The sequence below is a fragment of the Ruegeria sp. CG8 genome, from assembly GCF_056537165.1.
This window is the reverse complement of sequence record NZ_JBQFRA010000005.1, coordinates 223,760-242,965: the sequence shown is the minus strand read 5'-3', so window position 1 is coordinate 242,965 and position 19,206 is coordinate 223,760. Positions and strand designations below refer to the sequence as shown.

Sequence of the window (19,206 nt, the reverse complement as noted above, 5' to 3'; positions counted from 1 at the left end):
CGGCAAAAATTCACGCCGCCAATTGTCCTGAAATATACTTCATAGACATTAGCCACATCTCAAAATTTGCGTTCCCGGCGCGACTGCTTTGAAAGGCGAAATCGAGACTCGAGATACTTCGATTGGTACCGAGCCAGTTCCGACAACTCTTCAAACTCAATGCCGATCTCTTTGACCTGTGGGATAGAAAGTTCCGCAGAAGTCTCAAATCATCCAAATCCCATGGCGTGACACCCAATTGCAAGGCGATATTCGGGGCATTTGAAACTCTAAGTCGCTGAGCTGCATCAATCGCCTGGGCCGGGAGGTACCAGTCGGGTTCAAACTGCCGCCTCGGGTAAAGGCTAACTAAGAGGTGCCCGGCTTGCTCTCGAGATTTTGGTGCGCTCGACAAATTGCTAACTATTGGGCCACTGTTGTCACGGTACCTCCCGGTGGCACTATCCAAAATGAAGTTCCTGACAAAGTTTTCCCATTCTATCTGCAGCTGAATTAAGCACCTTTCCACTATTAAGATATCTTCCTCTTTGGGTGCAGAACACGCTTCTACACGTTTGAGGTGGTTTCCGATCTTATCAAGCGAACTGTGGAAGCGGTTTAGTCGCCTACTTATTTTCATTGCTGACGTATAGCTTCGACCAGAATTGAGACACGCGGTTTTCGGCTCGAGACGCGATGGGTTGAGCTTCGAGTTGCAGAAACAAATCGGTGGTACATGCCACCTTCGTCATCTTCTTCGTCAAAAGCTTGAGCAATCTGCGCAAGATTGGTTTTGGCCGATTGCCAATCTATACCGGTTCCTCGGAACGCACTTACCTCTTGCGTAGCGGTAGTTTCAGGGGACTGTCCTTTTAGGAACGCGCATGCTGCGAACAGCGCAATGAAGTTTGGGGCATCGAAGAAAGTTGTGTCTACGAAGTCTTCTCCAAGAACGTCGACAATCTCTGAGACTATTTCATCGATAACCCGACAAATTGGCCCAAAGTGTTCTTCTTTCGCACTCTTTCGTTCGCGATAGTATTTTGAGATTGAAGACTCGCCGCCATCGCCAATTCCGTTCTCAACGATCATGAATAGTTCGGCCACTACAGACGTATTTTTTAACCTCACGCTGTCTCGAACACTTACGACCTTGTACTTGTCCCACAACGCAGACCAACGTCGTGTAGTATCGTAAATTGCCCACTTTACCGGCTCCGAGTATTCGGCATGGCGAAGTTCAGCTGGTGTAACTTTTACGCTGTACGAATTTAGACGTGCAAAGACCTCCAAAACATCTGCATCTGATGCGTTCAAGAGCTGGACAACGGGAACTTTGTAGGAGAGGAAATGCTCCTTCTGCTCTGTTTCCAATGTCTCGTAAGTCTTTCCCTTAAAGTTAGGCGCTTTCGACGTCAGCTGTAATCTACCTGCTGCAAATTCAAGAATGGCTCTCAAACGTTGTTGGCCATCTACAACTTCGCGAACCGTCGTCTGTTGGACCGGGTCTACCTTTGTACGGAAGTAGATCTGAGGCAGTGGTAGGTCGTTGAGTATCGTGTCAATCAAGAAAACCTTCGCAGCCGGAGACCATACTGAGCCGCGCTGAAAGTCGGGATCAAGCATAAGCTGCTTCTTTCCGTACCATTCAATAAAGTCAGAAATTGTGTAGGTCTGTGGGACGCTTGCCATACGGGTATCCTCAGTTTTTCGAGATCATAGGCTTGAAGTGAGGTCACTGGAAGCCGCCAATCTCAATTTGCGTGGGATTTTTGGTTTAGAATTTAAGCTCTTGTATCTGACCGAGGTGAGCGCAGCAGCTCTATTCTTCTGCAGGTGCGAGGGTGCTTCTGAAAATTTCTTTACATGGAGAGCAACCGGGCTGATTCTGTGCGAGTTCTGTGTCAGTTTTTCTTGTTACTCGAAAAGTTTCGTTTCCAAACAATGTGAAAATGGAACAATACCAATTAAGCCGAAGAAGCCTTTTTCTGCGACGCAGCGAAAAAAAATTTACTATGTAAAACAAATATTTATGGCGGAGACGAAGGGATTCGAACCCTCGAGACGGTTTCCCGCCTACTCCCTTAGCAGGGGAGCGCCTTCGACCACTCGGCCACGTCTCCGCCGACGGGTATAGCCGTGCAAGCGACGGAAATACAAGGCCAATTCCTGCACCGTCGGAAATTTTTGCCGGATTGGGCGAAACCCTTGAAAACGCTTGGAATCGCTTAGGTCTGCACCCGCTTGGGCTAAGGCGTGGTCACCATGTCTTGCTGTTGGATTTTCAAGAACTAGGCGTGGATTCGCGTTCTGCTTCGATTTGGTTTCGCTGTCCCAACGTCGGTTGGCTTGAGAATGCACGCGCGGTCAGAGTACGTAATCGGACACAAAAATTATGGCGAGCCAGGTGCGGTGGGGAACTGCATCTGCAAAATGATGGGTGTCGCAAACGGCTGAACCAATTGGAGAGGTTGCCTGCCTTTGGCGTTGGAGCGCGCTCTTTTGGATCACCAGTGTCAGGTGGTTTGACCTGCAGAAAAGGCCGTTTATTTTGACTAAACTCGGCGGCTCAGCTTCTCCGCTGAACAGGCATAAGAACAGAAAACTTGCCAATTACATGCCAATGGATGCATATTTGCTAAGATTTTAGTCATTTTGATTGATCCAAAAAACAGTTTCAGAGGCTGGCCGGGCAGTGAGCGCATCCGCGCTCGACAGTAACCTTTGGGGGAAGGGCTGGCATTTTGGCTTGGTTGAAGATTGTTCTGGTTGGTTTTTTCGTTCTTTGCGTTCCTGCCCTCAGTTGGGCAAATATCGGAACCGTAATCAGCGTGAAACAGGGGGCGGACGTGACCCGTGGCGGCAAAACGCTGCCCCTGCGTAATGGGATGGAGGTGTTGTCCGGCGACTCGATCGTCACGGATGCGAATGGCGTGGTTCAGCTTGTCTTTGTGGATGACACGAAGATCGCGGTTGGTCCCAATGCACGGATGGTTCTGGACGTGAAGATGTTGCGCGGCAACCGCAAGGCCAAGAGCTTTGCGGTCGAGGCGCTGGGCGGAAGCTTCCGGTTCATCTCAGGCAAAAGCAGGAAACGCGCCTACTCCATCAAGACGCCGACGGCCACCATGGCGGTGCGGGGCACGGTATTTGACATGTGGATCGCGCCGGGAAACCAAAGCGCGATGCTCGTGCTGCACGGCACGGTTCAGATGTGTGGCCTCGGCGGCTCTTGCCGATCGACTGGCCGGATTTGCAGCTTGTATGCAACCAGCCAGCGCGGTGCGGTCGGGCGACCGGTCGATCAGGCGATGTATGACAAGGCCGTGGTCAGCGGTTTTCCTTTCATTCAGTCGCAGAAAGACCTCAAACCGCCTTTGCAGGTGGATGTCGAAGGTTGCTCGGGTGAATCCCAACCTGCGCCGCGCGCAAAATCGGACGCGCCCGAACCGCGCCGGTCCGCACCACCGCAGAGGCAGGTCAAGGCAGCGGTTGCCGCGCCGCCCGAACAACCGGATCCGGTTGGGCAGTTCGACAGGCCGGGCGACCGGCCCGAAACTGTCGATGATCGGCGGGATGCTGGCGGCGGTGTCTTTGGGTCCGGCGGCGATGGCTAGAGCGTTGTCCATGTCGTTGCTGGCGAGCAGAGGTTGACGTGAGTGTCAGGCAGCACGAGAAAGCCGGACGGCGCCGTGCTTTTCGGCTGGTGGGCCTGGGTCTGATCCTGTTTGGTTGTCTGCTGCGAGTACTGGACCCTTATCCGGTCCGCATGTCCCGGCTGATCTATTTCGACGTGTTGCAGCGTTTGTCCCCGCGCGCCTTCGATCCCGATTTGCCGGTCCGGGTCGTCGATATCGACGAAACGTCGCTCGAGAATTGGGGCCAATGGCCCTGGCCCAGGACCCTGTTGACGCAGATGGTCGAGCGTTTGGGCGACTATGGCGCCGCTTCAATCGCTTTTGACATGTTGTTCGCCGAGCCCGATCGGTATTCACCGTCGCGGCTGCTGAGTGATCCGGCCCTGGCTGACATTCTCAGCGCCAAAAAGGAGGCCGCCCAACTGGACAATGACATCTTGTTCGGGGCCGAGGTTTCGAACTGGCCCGTCGTGATGGGTGTGGCGGCGCGGTTGACCGGAGGGGATCAGGACATTGCCCCGAAGGCCGGGATCGTGGAGATCGGCGAAAACCCGGCCGCCGGGCTGGTGTCCGTGCCCCACTGGACTCCGCTGGCGCCACCGCTGGACCGGGATGCAACCGGGATCGGCGGTGTGAATGTTTCACCATTGGGCGGCACGGGCGTGGTGCGCCGGGTTCCGGTGTTGTGGCAGGGGCCAAGCGGTGTTCTTCCCGGACTTGGGCTGGAGGCTCTGAGGGTCGCGACGGGCGAGCCGGTGATCTTCATCGAAGGGGCTCAGGGCGAGGCCGGCATCGTGCTGTCGGTCGAATTGGCCGGTCTGGTCCTGCCCACAACGGAAAACGGAGAGGTCTGGGTCAGGTACAGACCGGATGATCCCGGGCTCTACCTGTCGGCCAATGACATACTGCAATCCGCAGATGATCCGGTTCTGCGCAGCCAGATCGAAGGCCGGATCGTATTGATCGGAACATCGGCGGCAGGTCTGTTCGACATGCATCAGACTGCGTTGGGAGAGTCCGTTCCCGGCGTCTCCATCCACGCCCAAGTCATCGAGCAGGCGCTGCTGGGCGACATGCTGACCCGGTCGGATGTCACCGCCGCCCTCGAACTTCTGGCTTTCATCATCCTTGGAGTCGTCGTCACGGTCGTCATGTCCAGTTTCGGGGCCGTTGCCTCGTTCATGGCCGGCGGCATCGCGGCGGCCGTGGTTGTCGGGGTCAGTTGGTTGGCATTTCAGAACCAGTCCGTGCTGTTCGATGCAACCTTCCCGCTTGCCGGCGGGATGGCCAATTTCGGGCTGTTGTCCGGTTATCTGTTCATATCGACCGAGCGGGAAAAGCGGGTGATCCGGCGGATCTTCTCGCACTATGTCGCGCCCGAGATCCTGGACGAGATGGATGCAACCGGACACCAACTTCAACTGGGCGGTGAAACGCAGGAAATCACGGTCATGTTCTCGGACATTCGCGGGTTTACACCGTTGTCCGAGCGGGTGTCGGCCACGGACCTGGTCGCGCTGCTCAATGAACTGTTTTCGGTCATCGGAGACCGGATCCTGCACGAAAAAGGCACCATCGACAAATTCATCGGGGATGCGGTCATGGCGTTCTGGAACGCGCCGGTTCCGGTGGAGCGGCACCCGCTTCTGGCGGCACAGGCTGCGTTGCAGATGCGGCGAGCTCTGGCCGAGTTCAATGCTTCGGACACGATGCGCGGGCATCCTCCGATCGCATTGGCGACAGGATGTGCCACGGGAATGGCCTGCGTCGGCAACATTGGCTCGCGGCGGCGATTCAACTACACGGTGATCGGAGATGTGGTCAACGTCGCCGCTCGAATCGAGCAGAGTTGCCGCCAGGTCGAATATGACATCCTGATCTCAAGCTCAGTCTCACAGGCTGCTGGCGCCGATCTCGCGATGCTCGAAGCCGGGCTTGTTCATCTGAAAGGCAAGACCGAACTGGAGCCGTTATTTGCTTTGGTCGGTGACAGCGTGTTGGCCCATAGCGCGGATTTCCGGAAGCTGCAGGAGATGCATCAGGATCTGATCATTGCGATACGTGCACGGCGGTCTCACGACGAAATACAGCGCTTGAGCGAAGCCTGCAGCATCCAAGCTGGCTTGGTCGAGCCGGGCCTGCGCGCGTTCTATGCGGCCTTGCCGGGACGGTCGGCTGATTTCCGGTTCGACATCCGCTCGGGCCAGGCGATGTTCAGTCATCATGGCAACGTGCACCGGTTTCCCGGATGACAGGGACCCATTGCGAGCCGCAGAGTCAAAACGGGCCGCGCCTTTTTTCAAAGGCACGACCCGTTTCGATCGGACAGGGTTCTCAGTCTCGCCCCCTCGAATACTATCTACAAAATCACGAACTAAAACTTCGATACATTCGAGACTGATCCACATTCCCAATCGGGATGACACATTGATGCCCGATTTCAACCGGGGCGACAGTGAAGCAGTTCACATTCGCAGAAACTTTTTACAAATTTCTCCACTCGAAGAATCCGGGCCCGGCACGGTGCAGCAGTTCTGCCGCCACGGCCCGGCCCATTTCCGCTGCGTCCTCCGTCGAACCGGTCTGGCTTTCGGTGATGGCATCCGATCCATCCGGGCGCAGGACCTCGCCGCGTAGGCGCAACTGCCCATCGGCAAGTTCGGCCAGACCGGCAATCGGAGTTTCGCAGGACCCGTCCAGCGCGGCCAGCAACGTGCGCTCGGCCGCCAAGCGACAGGCCGTTTCAGAGTGATGAATGGCTTCCAGCATCTCGGCGGCCCGGTGGTCGTCCGCGCGGCGTTCGATGCCGATCGTACCCTGCGCGATAGCCGGCAGCATGTCGTCGGGCGAGATCGCGGTGGCAGGTACGTCCTGCATGTTCAGGCGGCGGAGGCCGGCCATGGCCAGGAACGTGCATTCGGCCACACCATCAGCCAGCTTCTTCAGCCGGGTCTGTACGTTGCCCCGGAACTCGACCACGTTCAGATCGGGCCGGCGGTGCAGCAATTGGGCCCGTCGCCGCAGCGACGAAGTGCCGACGACCGCGCCTTCGGGCAGGTCATGGATCGAGTTGAGGCGGGGCGAGATGAAGGCATCGCGCACGTCCTCGCGCGGCAGGAACGTGTCCAGCACCAGCCCCTGCGGCTGTTCGACGGGCATGTCCTTAGTCGAGTGCACGGCGATGTCGATGTCCCCGCCCAGCATCGCCTCTTCGATTTCCTTGGTGAACAGGCCCTTGTTGCCGATCTCTTTCAACGGGCGGTCCGCGTCGATCATGGCGCGGTTGTCGCCGGTGGTCTTGATCACCACGATCTCGAACGCCTGTTCCGGCAGATCGAAGGCATCGCACAGCCGCTGACGGGTTTCATGGGCCTGGGCCAGCGCCAGCGGCGAACCACGGGTGCCGATCTTCAGCGGCGATGCGGGGGTGGGCAGGGTCAAAGTCATGGGCACAGCTTTAGTCGCGTCACATTGCCCTGACAATGGGGGCCACGCTTGACATTTTGCCGCTGAAGGCGGACCCGTTGCGCAAACCGGAATAGTGGGGGCTGACATGGCCGAGAACAAGAAACTGCTGCGGGCGCTGGCGGGCGAGGTACTGGACACGCCGCCGATCTGGATGATGCGACAGGCCGGACGCTATCTGCCGGAATACCGCGCGACGCGGGAACAGGCGGGCGATTTCCTGTCGCTGTGCTACACCCCCGATCTGGCGGCGGAGGTGACACTGCAGCCGATCCGCCGCTATGGGTTCGATGCCGCGATCCTGTTTGCCGACATCCTGCTGGTGCCGCAGGCGCTGGGCGCCGATCTTTGGTTCGTCACCGGCGAAGGGCCGCGCCTGTCGACGATCACGCAGCAGTCGGATTTCGATGCGTTGAAGCCGGTTGATGCGATTCACGAGACCCTGTCGCCCGTCTATGAAACCGTGCGCATCCTGTCGCGCGAGCTGCCGTCCGAAACGACCCTGATCGGCTTTGCCGGCGCTCCGTGGACCGTTGCGACATACATGATTGCCGGGCGTGGCACCCCTGATCAGGGCCCTGCCCACGCCCTGCGTGAGGAAAACACCGCGCTGTTCGAGGCGTTGCTGGACCGGATCACCGCGGCCACGATCGAATACCTGTCGGCTCAGATCGAAGCGGGGGCCGAGGTGGTCAAGATTTTCGACAGCTGGGCCGGGTCGCTGAAAGGTGAGGCCTTCACCAAATATGCGGTCGAGCCGTGCCGGATCATCACCCAGGCGCTCAAGGAACGCCACCCGGGCATTCCCGTCATCGGTTTCCCGCGTGAGGCGGGCGAGGGTTATGTCGGTTTCGCAAAGGCCACCGGTGTCGATTGCGTGGCGCTGGACAACTCGGTTGCGCCGGAATGGGCGGCCGAACATGTGCAGGTGGATGGCTGCGTGCAAGGCAACCTGGCCTCGTCGCACATGGTCACCGGCGGGCAGGCGCTGGTGGATGAGACCCGCCGCATCCTGCGCGCCTTTTCCAAGGGGCCGCATATTTTCAATCTGGGTCACGGGATCACGCCGGATGCCGACCCGGAGAACGTGCAGTTGATGATCGACACGGTGCGCGGCGGGTAGGCGGCGCGGGAGGGGGCCAGCCCCCCTTGGCCGTTGGCCAGATGAAGGATGTGTCAGGTCTTTTTGAGAGCCTGAAGTTCGTTCAGAATTTCGATCGTGTGTTGGCCGCGGGTCGGGCTGGGTTTCGGCTGCCATTGATGGGCGGAGAAGCGCGGGGCGGCGGCGGCCTGCAGGGTGCCGTCGGCCGCGCGCCAGGTTTGGCGGGCGGTGTTCATCGGATGGGTTGCGGCCTCGTCGGGGCTGAGCACCGGGGCGACGCAGGCGTCTGAGCCTTCGAACAGTTTGGCCCAATGGTCGCGCGGTTTGGTTTCGAAGATTTCCGCCAGGCGCCGGGTCAGGTCTGGCCAGAGCGTGCTGTCATATTGTTGCTGGAACGCCGGGTCTTGGGACAGGCCGAGGATTTCGAGGAATTGGGCATAGAATTTCGGTTCGAGGCATTGGACCGAAACAAAGCCGCCATCCGCGCAAGCGTAGGTGCGGCTCCAATGCGGGCCGTCCAGCAGACTCTGGCCGCGCGTGTCGGACAGGTTGCCGGTCTGGCGCAAGCTCATCAGCAGGTTCATCATATGCGCGGACCCGTCGTAGATGGCGGCGTCGACCACCGTGCCTGTGCCCGTTGCGCGCGCGTTCAGCAGCCCGGCCAGTATGCCGGTGACCAGATACATCGCACCGCCGCCGATATCGCCGACCAGCGTGGCCGGGGTCATCGGTTCGGTGCCGGGTGGTGAGCCGTACCAGAGTGCCCCCGACAGGGCGATGTAGTTCAGATCATGTCCTGCGGTGTCGGAAAGCGGGCTGTCCTGGCCCCAGCCGGTCATGCGGCCATAGACCAGCGCCGGGTTCAGGGCGTGGCAGGCTTCGGGCCCCAGGCCCAGCTTCTCCATCACGCCGGGGCGGAAGCCTTCGATCAACGCATCGGCAGTTGCGATCAGGCGCCGGGCGGTTTCGAGGTCGCCGGGGTCCTTGAGGTCAAGCGCGATCGAGCGCTTGCCCCGGTCCAGCACGGATCGGTCCGGCATGCCGGGTGTGACGGCGCCCCCCTTGCGGTGGATGGTCACGACATCGGCCCCCAGATCCGCCAGCATCATGGCGGCGAACGGGCCGGGGCCAAGACCCTCGATTTCGACAACACGGATTCCGTTCAGCATGAGCAGCACTCCCTCGCGGCGATGCTGGCCGGGGCCCAGCAGGAATGCAAGACCGACCGGCAGCGACGCGGCGTCTGGCATCGGTCTGATCCGGAACGGGAAAAATCAACAAACACATCGGAATACTTGCCAGCTTGGGGCCAGCGGCGTAGCGTGCTGTCCGGGGTGGATCAGCGAGGGGTAGGATGCGTCTTTGGATCACGATCAGTGCCGCCATGGTCTTGGCGGTTCTGGCGGCAATCATCCTTCTGCTGCACCCACCCGGCGACCTGCGCATGGCAGCCGGACCGGCGGGTGGTGCCTATATCGAAGTGGCGCAGGACTATTCCGATATCCTTGCCGAGGATGACATTCGGCTCGAGATCGTCGAAACCGCAGGGTCGGTCGAAAATGCGCGTCTCCTGGAAGACGGGGCTGTGGATGTGGCCTTCTTGCAGGGCGGCATCGAAGTTGACCCGGATCGGGCGCAGGCCATCGGGACGGTGTTTTTCGAGCCGATGATTTTCATGGCGCGCGAGGATGCGTGGATTCCGCCCAATCCCGCGTTATGGCGTGGGTTGAGCATCAACAGCGGTGCGCCCGGGTCCGGCACCGCGGACGCATTCCGCGACTTCGAGCGCGCGGTCGGGCTGGCCCAAGAGGATAACGTGCATGTTGCACTGCCCTATGACCAGGCGGCCGACGCCTTGCTGGACGGAACGTTGGACATCGCCGTCTTTGTTGCGCCGATCGAAGCCCCCTACCTGCTGGCCGCGTACGAGGTGCCGGGACTGAAGGTGCTGAACCTTGAACATGTCGAGGCGATTTCGCGTCGTTTGTCCTATGCCACTGTGGTGACCGTACCGACCGGAGGTATGTCGCTGAACCCGGTTCTGCCGCCGCGCCCGGTAGATCTGATCGCTCTCGAGGCGCGACTGGTTGTGCGGCCGGGACTGCATCCGGCGTTGGTCAACCGGCTGACGATGGCGGCGATAGCCTTGCACGAGGCTCAGGGCATCATCAATGACCCCGGGGCCTTTCCGGGGATCGAAGGGACCGCATTGCCCCTCAACAACACTGCGCGGCAACTGATACTTGAAGGGCCATCCACCTGGCATGATTGGTTGCCTTATTGGGTGGCGGCGCAGGTCAATCGGGTTTTCCTTCTGTTCCTGCCGTTCTTTTTCATTGTCCTACCGCTGGTCCGATTGTTGCCGCGCATCTACGCCTATTTCCAACGATGGCGTGTCTGGCAGCACTACCCGGAAATTCGTCTGATCGAACAGGACCTGGCCGACAACCCTTCCGCGGAAGACCTCGTGCGGATGCAAGGCCAGTTGCAGGTGCTGGACGAAAAGCTGGCGGACCTAAGGCTGCCAGCGGCCTACCGGCAAGGGCAGTATGATGCCCGTCTGCATCTGGAACTGGTGCAGAAACGGATTGCCGACATGCGGGCTCAGGATTCCGGGGGCGGCGGATAATGTGTGGAACACGGTTGCCGCAACGGCAGTTCGTGGATAGGTCTTTGGTCGAATATCAGACATTTCAAAAAAGGGGGGTGGTCCCATGCAAATGAGTGACACGCGTGAAATTCAGGCGGCGCCGTCCGATGTCTATGCGGCCCTGCTGGACCCCGAGGTGCTGAAAAACTGCGTGCCCGGTGCGCAAGAGGTCTCGGGCAATCCTATGGACGGTTACGAGGCGACCGTGGTGCAGAAGGTCGGGCCGGTAAAGGCCACGTTCAAAGGCACCGTCACGATGTCCGACATGGTTGAGGGTCAAAACCTGACCATCGCCGGTGAGGGCAAAGGCGGGGCGGCGGGTTTTGCAAAGGGCAGCGCCAGTGTCACGTTCAGCGCCAGTGACAACGGTGGAACGGTTCTGGCCTATGACGTGGATGCCAAGGTTGGCGGAAAGCTGGCGCAGCTAGGCAGCCGTTTGATCGACGGCTTTGCCAAAAAAATGGCTGATCAGTTCTTCTCGAACCTTCAGCAGCATTTCGAAGGCCCTGCAGCGCCGGAAGAGGGCGGCGAAGACACCCCCGAGGGGGAAAAGAAAGGCTGGCTGGGTCGCCTGACCGGGCGCGAGTGAAACCTGCGTTTGCGCGCAGAGGACTGTGCGGATTTGGTCTGTTCGGCAATCCTCTGGCGCGATACTGTCCCGGCCAGAACTGGGAAAACGCATGACTACAATTCTTTCGATCAAGGATCTGCGCAAAACCTATGCCGGCGGGTTCGAAGCGCTGAAAGGCGTATCGCTGGACATCGAAGAGGGCGAGATCCTGGCCCTGCTCGGCCCGAACGGGGCGGGAAAGACAACCCTGATCTCGACGGTTTGCGGGATTACCACGCCCACGTCTGGGACGGTCACCGTAGGGGGGCACGACATCCTCACGGACTTTCGTGCCGCCCGGCGCATGATCGGCCTCGTGCCGCAGGAAATTGCGCTGGAGCCGTTCGAGAAGGTCTGGAACACCGTACGGTTTTCGCGCGGTCTGTTCGGCTATGGGCAGGACAGTGCCCGGATCGAAGAGATCCTGCGCAAGCTGTCGCTGTGGGACAAGCGCAAGAACGCGATCAAGGAATTGTCGGGCGGCATGAAGCGGCGGGTGCTGATCGCCAAGGCGCTGGCGCACGAGCCGCGGGTGCTGTTTCTGGATGAACCCACCGCCGGTGTGGATGTCGAACTGCGTAAGGATATGTGGGCCATCGTCGACGAGTTGAAGGCTGCCGGTGTCACCATCATTCTGACCACCCACTACATCGAAGAGGCCGAAGCCATCGCCGACCGGATCGGTGTGATCGACAAGGGCGAACTGATGCTGGTGCAGGACAAAAACACCTTGATGGCGCAGATGGGCAAGAAGCAGATCGAGGTCATGCTGACCCGCACGATCTCGGACATTCCCGGCAGTCTGGCCCACCACAATCTGGTGCTGAACGGGCAGGGCGATGCGCTGATCTATACCTACGACACCAATGCCGATCGCACTGGCATCACCACTTTGCTGAATGACGTGGCCGAGGCGGGGCTGGTGCTGCGTGACGTTCAGACCCGGCAATCGAGCCTGGAAGAGATTTTCGTCAACCTCGTGTCCGGAGATGCCGCATGAACTGGTCCGCCATCGCCGCCATCTACCGGTTCGAAATGGCCCGGTTCTTCCGCACCCTCGCGCAGAGCTTCCTGTCGCCGGTGCTGTCGACCTCGCTGTATTTCGTGGTGTTCGGCACCGCCATCGGCAGTCGCATCCAGGAGGTCGAGGGCGTCTCCTACGGCGCCTTCATCGTGCCGGGGCTGATCATGCTGTCGGTGGTGATGCTGTCGATCTCGAACGCGTCCTTTGGCATCTATTTCCCCAAGTTCCTGGGCACGATCTACGAACTGCTCTCGGCTCCGGTGAATTTCATCGAGATCGTGATCGGCTATGTGGGCGCCGCCGCGACCAAGGCGTTGTTCGTGGGATTGGTGATCCTGACCACCGCCACGTTCTTCGTGGACATCCGCATCGAGCACCCCTTCGCGATGGCCGCCTTTCTGATCCTGTCCTGCCTCAGCTTTTCCCTGCTGGGCTTCATCATCGGGATTTGGGCCAGCAATTTCGAACAGATGTCGCTGGTGCCGCAGCTTGTCGTCACGCCTCTGATCTTTCTGGGCGGCACGTTCTACTCGATTTCGATGCTGCCGCCGTTATGGCAGACGATCTCGTTGTTCAACCCGGTAGTCTATTTGATCTCGGGCTTTCGCTGGTCGTTTTACGGGCTTTCGGACGTGCCCATTCTGCTTAGCCTTCTGGCGATCCTTGCCTTTACCGGCTTTTGCCTGGCGGTCATCGGTTGGATCTTCAAAACCGGGTGGCGCATCCGCAGCTAGGGCGTTGCATTTTTGCCGTGGCTGAACAGGATTTTGGTTCACGTCACGTTCATGGCAGGTGGGGTCCCTTGTTTAAGGGGCGGACGCACTCTACATCGGCACCCATGAAACTCAGCCTGCCGTTTCTCAACAAGCAGCCAACCGTGGCTGTCGTTCGCCTGTCCGGAGCCATTGGTATGGCTGGCCGAGCCTCGCTGAACGATGCCTCTTTAGCGCCGGTTCTGGAAAAAGCCTTCCGCAAGGGAAAACCTACCGCCGTCGCGCTCGAGATCAATTCGCCGGGCGGATCGCCGGTGCAAAGCTCGCTGATCGGTGCGCGGATCCGACGGTTGGCCGACGAGTTCAAGGTGCCAGTCCATGCCTTTGTCGAGGACGTGGCGGCCTCGGGTGGTTATTGGCTTGCGGCTTCGGCGGACGAGATCTGGGCGGATGACAGCTCGGTTCTGGGGTCGATCGGGGTCATCTCCTCGGGGTTCGGAGCCCATGTTTTTCTGGCCCGTCAGGGGATCGAGCGGCGCGTGCACACCGCCGGGAAATCCAAATCGATGCTGGACCCGTTCTCTCCGGAGAAAGAAGAGGATGTCGCGCGTCTCAAGGGGCTGTTGGAGGACATCCACCAGAATTTCATTGCCTATGTGAAAGCTCGGCGCGGCAGTCGCTTGGACGAGGCCGCCGATCTGTTTACCGGTGAAATCTGGCTGGCGCGGCGTGCGCATGAACTTGGGCTGATCGACGGCATCGCGCATCTGAAGCCAAAGATGCAGGAAGTGTTTGGCGACAAGGTCAAATTCCGGCGCTACGGGTTGCGCCGACCGATCTGGTCGCGTTTCGGAACGGACATGGCGCAGGACGCCATTTCCCTGCTCGAGGAGCGCGCGGCCTACGCGCGCTTTGGTATGTGACGTGATCGTCAAGGTCGTCATTCTGTTTCTGGTTGCCATGGGGGTCCTGGCGATGTTCGGAAAGCTGCGCTTTCCCGGCCAACAGCGATTGAACTCCGCGAAATGTCCGCGCTGCGGTCGATTCCGGATCGGCAAGGGCCCCTGCAAATGTGAGCAAGGAGGGCGTCGATGACGGCCTGGCTGCTTTCCGGTCTTGGCTTGTTGATCCTGCTGTTGGCCGGTGACGCGCTGGTGCGGGGTGCGGTGAATCTCAGCCTGCGCTTGGGTGTTCCCGCCCTGATCGTCAGCCTGACGATCGTGGCCTTCGGTACCTCGGCGCCTGAGCTTCTGATTGCCATCAAGGCCATCGAGGAAAATGCGCCCGGTATCGCGTTGGGCAATGTCGTCGGTTCGAACACGGCCAACATCCTGCTGGTCTTGGGTTTGCCGGCCTTGCTGGCCACGATCCACAGCAGCGAGTGCAACACGCGCAGAAACTACATCTTCATGTTGCTGGCCTCGGTTCTGTTCATCGGTTTGGCCTTTTGCGGGGAATTCAACCTGTTCAGCGGGGCAATCCTGCTGGCGGGGTTGGCTCTGATCCTGCTCAACGCCTTCCGAGAAGCGCACGCGCATCGCAACTCCTGCTCGGAAGAGCAGGACCTGGAAGCGCTGGAAGAGGCCGACCCGGACATGCCGTACTGGAAGGTGTCGCTGTATCTGGTGCTGGGGCTGATTGGCCTGCCGATGGGCGCGCATCTTCTAGTCGACAACGCGACCATCATTGCGCGGACCTACGGGGTCAGTGAAACGGTGATCGGGCTGACGCTGGTCGCGGTCGGAACCTCGCTTCCTGAACTTGCGACTACCGTCATGGCCGCGTTGCGCCGGCAGGCCGATGTTGCTCTGGGCAACGTCATCGGTTCGAACATGTTCAACCTTCTGGGCATTGTCGGTATCGCCACGCTGTTCGGGCGCATCCCCGTGGACCCCGAATTCCTGCAATTCGATCTTTGGGTCATGCTGGGCTCGTCCCTGCTGCTGATCCCGTTCGTTTTCTTCAAGCAAGACATCACCCGGGTCTGGGGGTTCATCTTGACGCTGCTTTACGTCACATACGTCGTGATCCTGTTGGCCTGATCTGACTGAAAGGAGCCCCTACATGACCCGAGCACTGGTGACCGGCGCCGGCATTCGACTGGGGCGGGCCATGGCGTTGTACCTGGCGAAACGTGGCATGGATGTTGCCGTACACCACGCAACCTCGGGCGCAGCCGCCGCCGAGACCGTGTCCGAGATCCAGTCGATGGGCCGCAATGCCGTGGCGCTGCAGGCCGATCTGCTGGACGAGGATCAGGTGCAGACCCTTTTGCCGCGCGCGGCCGAGGCGCTGGGCGGTCCGATCACCTGTCTGGTCAACAATGCGTCGATCTTCGAATACGACAACATCCGCACTGCCACCCGGCAAAGCTGGGATCGCCACATGGACAGCAACCTGCGCGCGCCCTTCGTGCTGACGCAGGCCATGGCAAGCCAGGGTCTGGAACCCGAGATGGATGAGAATGACGAACCCGTCGCGACCGGCTTGATCGTGAATATGGTCGACATGCGGGTGCGCAAACTGACGCCTGAGTTCATGTCCTACACCATCGCCAAGATGGGGCTATGGGCATTGACCCGGACGGCGGCCCAGGCACTGACGCCAGCCATTCGCGTCAATGCCATTGGGCCGGGTCCAACCCTGCAGGGACATCGGCAAAGCCCCCAGCACTTCAAGACGCAACGCGAAAACACGGTCCTGGAACGCGGTGCAAACCCGTCGGATATCAACGCGGCCCTTGGGTATTTTCTGGACGCACATGCGGTCACGGGCCAGCTTTTGTGCGTTGATGGCGGCCAGCATCTGGGCTGGCAAACGCCTGATGTAGTGGGCCTTGAATAGGTATTGGCCCTGCAAGTTTTGCACCGCTCTCGATCCTGTTACAGGTTCGTTACAAAAATGTCTTTTTTTTCATACACTTGTAAAACGAGAATAAAAATATCGTTTAGAATCAGTATGTTAAAATTGTGCCTATTTATTGTGCAACGCAGTGAAAACACAAGGATTCAAGGAAAAATCACGGTGCAGGGAAAGTTGTCCGCACAGTTATCCACAAGAATCGTGGATTTGTTTTCTCTTGATCTGAGGCGCGCAAGATTGCAGCCACGGTCAGAGAATCGTATCTCTCTCTCATGACCGCCGACAGCGCCCCTCAATCCCAGCCTCAGCCGACCGGCTATGCCTGCATCCAGAAATACGTGAAGACGCTGGACAGTTCGCCGGGTGTCTATCGGATGCTGGATGCGGACAGCCGGGTTCTGTATGTCGGCAAGGCGCGCAACCTGCGGGCGCGGGTGTCGAACTACACCCGCCCGGGCCATTCCGGCCGGATCGAGCGGATGATCGCCTCGACCGCGTCGATGATGTTCCTGACCACTCGGACCGAGACCGAGGCGCTGCTGCTGGAACAGAACCTGATCAAGCAGCTCAAGCCCAAATACAACGTGCTGCTGCGCGACGACAAAAGCTTTCCCAACATTCTGGTGGCCAAGGACCATCCATTTCCGCAGATCAAGAAACACCGCGGCGCCAAGAAGGAAAAGGGTGCCTATTTCGGCCCCTTCGCCAGCGCAGGCGCGGTGAACCGCACGCTGAACCAGCTGCAGAAGGCGTTTCTGCTGCGCAACTGCTCGGATTCGATGTTCGACAGTCGCACCCGGCCCTGCCTGCTCTATCAGATCAAGCGCTGCTCGGGGCCGTGCGTGGGCATGATTTCGCAGGCCGATTATGCCGAAAGCGTGCGCGACGCCGAGCGGTTCCTGTCCGGACGCTCGACCCGAATCCAGGAGGAACTGGCCGCGCAGATGCAGGAAGCCTCGGACGCGATGGAGTTCGAGCGCGCCGCCGCCCTGCGCGACCGGATCCGCGCGCTGACGCAGGTGCAGACGGCGCAGGGCATCAACCCGCGCGGTGTGGCCGAGGCGGATGTGATCGGCCTTTATATGGACAGCGGTCAGGCCTGTGTTCAGGTGTTTTTCATCCGCGCCAACCAGAACTGGGGCAACCGCGATTTCTATCCGCGGGTCGGCCCCGACGTCTCGCCGGCCGAGGTGATGGAGGCCTTTCTGGGCCAGTTCTACGACAACAAGGAACCGCCGCGCCAACTGATCCTGTCGGACGCGATCGAGAACGCCGACCTGATGCAGCAAGCCCTGTCGGAAAAGGCCGGTCGCAAAGTCGAGATCCTGGTGCCGCAGCGGGGCGAAAAGCTCGAGCTGGTCTCGGGCGCGCTGCGCAACGCGCGCGAGGCGCTGGCACGCCGCATGTCGGAAAGCGCGACGCAGGCCAAGCTGCTGCGCGGTCTGGCCGAGGCCTTCGATCTGGACGCGCCGCCGAACCGGATCGAGGTCTATGACAACTCGCATATCCAGGGCACCAACGCAGTGGGCGCGATGATCGTGGCCGGGCCCGAGGGGTTCATGAAGAACGCCTACCGCAAGTTCAACATTCGCGGCGACGACCTGACGCCGGGCGACGATTTCGGCATGATGAAAGAGGTGCTGACCCGCCGCTTTACCCGCCTGCTGAAAGAGGACCCCGACCGCGACAAGGGCCTGTGGCCCGACCTGTTGCTGATCGACGGGGGTGCGGGGCAGGTGAGCGCCGTGCACGAGATCATGCAGGCACACGGGGTCGAGGACATCCCTATGGTCGGCGTCGCCAAAGGCGTCGATCGCGACCACGGCAAGGAAGAATTCCACCGCATCGGCCAGCGCCCCTTTGCCCTGAAACGCAACGACCCGGTTCTGTATTTCATTCAGCGGCTACGGGACGAGGCGCACCGCTTTGCCATCGGCACCCACCGCGCCAAACGGGCCAAGGCGATGGGGGCGACGCCCCTGGATGAAATTCCGGGCGTGGGCGCAGCCCGCAAACGCGCCCTGCTGGCACATTTCGGCAGCGCCAAGGCGGTCAGCCGCGCCAATCTGGCGGATCTGAAGGCGGTGGACGGGATCTCGGCCGGTCTGGCGCAGAAGGTCTATGATTTCTTTCACGAAAAGGGCTGAGGCCGCCGGCGCCCGCGCCACAGAATGTACAGCCCCGAGGCCACGATCAGCGCGCTGCCCAGCCACATGGTCTGGTCCAGATGCTCGTCGAATATCAGCACGCCCAGCCCGATGCCGAACAGAAGGCGGGTATAGCGAAACGGTGTCACGGCCGACACTTCGCCCGTCCGCATGGCCAGCATCAGCGAGGCATAGGCCACCGCGCCCATCACCACGGCTCCTGTCAGGTGCAGGGCGGTTTGGGCGTCCACCGGCATCGCGGCCGCGCCTTCGAAAGCCCGGTACAGACCACCGGCGACGACAATTGACAGAAAGCCGTAAAACCCAAGAACGGTGGTGCCCAGCGTGGCCGGGGCCGCGCGGCTGGCCAGATCGCGGCCGGCGAAGCCCAGCATTCCCAGTACCGCAAGAATGGAAAGGGCTGAAAAACTGTCTCCGGTTGGCTGGATGATGACCACCACTCCGATCAGTCCAACCAGAATGGCACTCCAGCGCCGCCAGCCGACGGTTTCCCCGAAGAACAGCGCGGCACCCGCCACCACGACCAGCGGCGTGGCCTGCAGGATCACCGTGGCCGAGGACAGCGGCGTCAGGGCGATGGCCAGCACATAGAACAGGCGGCCGAAGACCTCGAACAGCACCCGGATCTTCATCGGCTTGGACAGGACATCGGGGTGCAGCAACCGCCGCCCCTGTAGCAACGCGACCCCGGCGAAAACCAACGCGCCGCCCAGTCCGAACAGCACCAGAATCTGCCAGATGGGCAGCACCTTGGCGGCACTTTTCAACAGCGCGTCCTCCAGGGCGAACCCGGCCATGGCCGCGATCATCCAGGCGCTGCCGATCAGATTGGCGCGCGCATCGGTTCTGATATGTGAGGTCACGGGGCGGATCTTTCCTGATGTGCCTATACCCGCGCAACCTGACCCGTTCTTCGCGCCACGCCAAGGGGGAAACGGTCGTCGATCCTCCGCCTGCGACGGTCTGACCTGTCGTGGTCCAAACACCTGTGTTCT

At 60.2% G+C, this 19,206-nt stretch carries 15 protein-coding genes and 1 tRNA gene; 11 read left to right on the top strand and 5 right to left on the bottom strand.

From position 1 onward, the window contains the following. Nucleotides 1-615: 615 nt before the first annotated feature. Together ACR0EF_RS16100 and ACR0EF_RS16095 are read right to left on the bottom strand one after the other, a co-directional pair. Nucleotides 616-1,671 carry a DUF262 domain-containing protein gene (locus tag ACR0EF_RS16100; RefSeq protein WP_170373122.1) on the bottom strand — a complete coding sequence of 352 codons (1,056 nt, stop codon included), beginning with the start codon at nt 1,669-1,671 and terminating at the stop codon, nt 616-618. 341 nt (nt 1,672-2,012) lie between these two features. After that, nucleotides 2,013-2,102 (bottom strand) — tRNA-Ser (locus ACR0EF_RS16095). A 708-nt stretch (nt 2,103-2,810) separates the two neighbouring features. Between ACR0EF_RS16095 and ACR0EF_RS16090 the strand changes: the two genes are divergently transcribed. Together ACR0EF_RS16090 and ACR0EF_RS16085 are read left to right on the top strand one after the other, a co-directional pair. Beyond that, on the top strand, nt 2,811-3,596 hold the full coding sequence (locus tag ACR0EF_RS16090) for a FecR family protein (protein ID WP_342355393.1): 786 nt from the start codon (nt 2,811-2,813) through the stop codon (nt 3,594-3,596). A gap of 38 nt (nt 3,597-3,634) precedes the next feature. Further along, complete coding sequence (locus ACR0EF_RS16085; RefSeq protein WP_367646422.1) at nt 3,635-5,869, top strand: CHASE2 domain-containing protein; 2,235 nt, start codon at nt 3,635-3,637, stop codon at nt 5,867-5,869. A gap of 232 nt (nt 5,870-6,101) precedes the next feature. Here the strand turns inward: ACR0EF_RS16085 and hemC are convergent, their stop codons facing one another. Continuing rightward, a complete protein-coding gene (gene hemC / locus ACR0EF_RS16080) occupies nt 6,102-7,064 on the bottom strand; it encodes a hydroxymethylbilane synthase (RefSeq protein ID WP_170367559.1) in 963 nt (320 codons plus the stop codon). Between the two features lie 106 nt (nt 7,065-7,170). Between hemC and hemE the strand changes: the two genes are divergently transcribed. After that, complete coding sequence (gene hemE / locus ACR0EF_RS16075; RefSeq protein WP_170372378.1) at nt 7,171-8,205, top strand: uroporphyrinogen decarboxylase; 1,035 nt, start codon at nt 7,171-7,173, stop codon at nt 8,203-8,205. Nucleotides 8,206-8,258: 53 nt separating this feature from the next. Here hemE and ACR0EF_RS16070 read toward each other — a convergent pair whose 3' ends face one another. After that, a complete protein-coding gene (locus ACR0EF_RS16070) occupies nt 8,259-9,353 on the bottom strand; it encodes a CaiB/BaiF CoA transferase family protein (RefSeq protein ID WP_170372576.1) in 1,095 nt (364 codons plus the stop codon). A 185-nt stretch (nt 9,354-9,538) separates the two neighbouring features. Here ACR0EF_RS16070 and ACR0EF_RS16065 point away from each other — a divergent pair, with 185 nt between their 5' ends. The 8 genes from ACR0EF_RS16065 (at nt 9,539) to uvrC (ending at nt 18,190) form a co-directional block, all read left to right on the top strand. Then, nucleotides 9,539-10,813 (top strand): TAXI family TRAP transporter solute-binding subunit, encoded by a 1,275-nt coding sequence (locus ACR0EF_RS16065; RefSeq protein ID WP_170372376.1) that lies wholly within the window; start codon nt 9,539-9,541, stop codon nt 10,811-10,813. Nucleotides 10,814-10,898: 85 nt separating this feature from the next. Further along, nucleotides 10,899-11,423, top strand: a complete 525-nt coding sequence (locus ACR0EF_RS16060; RefSeq protein ID WP_170343069.1) for an SRPBCC family protein — start codon at nt 10,899-10,901, stop codon at nt 11,421-11,423. A 91-nt stretch (nt 11,424-11,514) separates the two neighbouring features. Beyond that, nucleotides 11,515-12,444, top strand: a complete 930-nt coding sequence (locus ACR0EF_RS16055) for an ABC transporter ATP-binding protein (protein WP_170343068.1) — start codon at nt 11,515-11,517, stop codon at nt 12,442-12,444. After that, entirely contained in the window at nt 12,441-13,202 is a 762-nt protein-coding gene (locus tag ACR0EF_RS16050) for an ABC transporter permease (protein ID WP_170372374.1), read from the top strand. Before ACR0EF_RS16055 ends, ACR0EF_RS16050 begins: the two co-directional genes overlap by 4 nt. Nucleotides 13,203-13,306: 104 nt before the next feature. After that, the gene (locus tag ACR0EF_RS16045; protein WP_170373121.1) at nt 13,307-14,104 is read left to right on the top strand and encodes a S49 family peptidase; all 798 of its coding nucleotides are present in this window, start codon (nt 13,307-13,309) and stop codon (nt 14,102-14,104) included. A 168-nt stretch (nt 14,105-14,272) separates the two neighbouring features. After that, on the top strand, nt 14,273-15,223 hold the full coding sequence (locus tag ACR0EF_RS16040; protein ID WP_170365514.1) for a calcium/sodium antiporter: 951 nt from the start codon (nt 14,273-14,275) through the stop codon (nt 15,221-15,223). A gap of 22 nt (nt 15,224-15,245) precedes the next feature. Then, a complete protein-coding gene (locus tag ACR0EF_RS16035) occupies nt 15,246-16,025 on the top strand; it encodes an SDR family oxidoreductase (RefSeq protein WP_170342348.1) in 780 nt (259 codons plus the stop codon). 290 nt (nt 16,026-16,315) lie between these two features. Further along, the gene (gene uvrC, locus ACR0EF_RS16030; protein WP_170343065.1) at nt 16,316-18,190 is read left to right on the top strand and encodes an excinuclease ABC subunit UvrC; all 1,875 of its coding nucleotides are present in this window, start codon (nt 16,316-16,318) and stop codon (nt 18,188-18,190) included. Here uvrC and ACR0EF_RS16025 read toward each other — a convergent pair. Continuing rightward, entirely contained in the window at nt 18,175-19,074 is a 900-nt protein-coding gene (locus tag ACR0EF_RS16025) for a DMT family transporter (RefSeq protein ID WP_170373120.1), read from the bottom strand. The genes uvrC and ACR0EF_RS16025 overlap by 16 nt on opposite strands. Nucleotides 19,075-19,206: the final 132 nt, after the last annotated feature.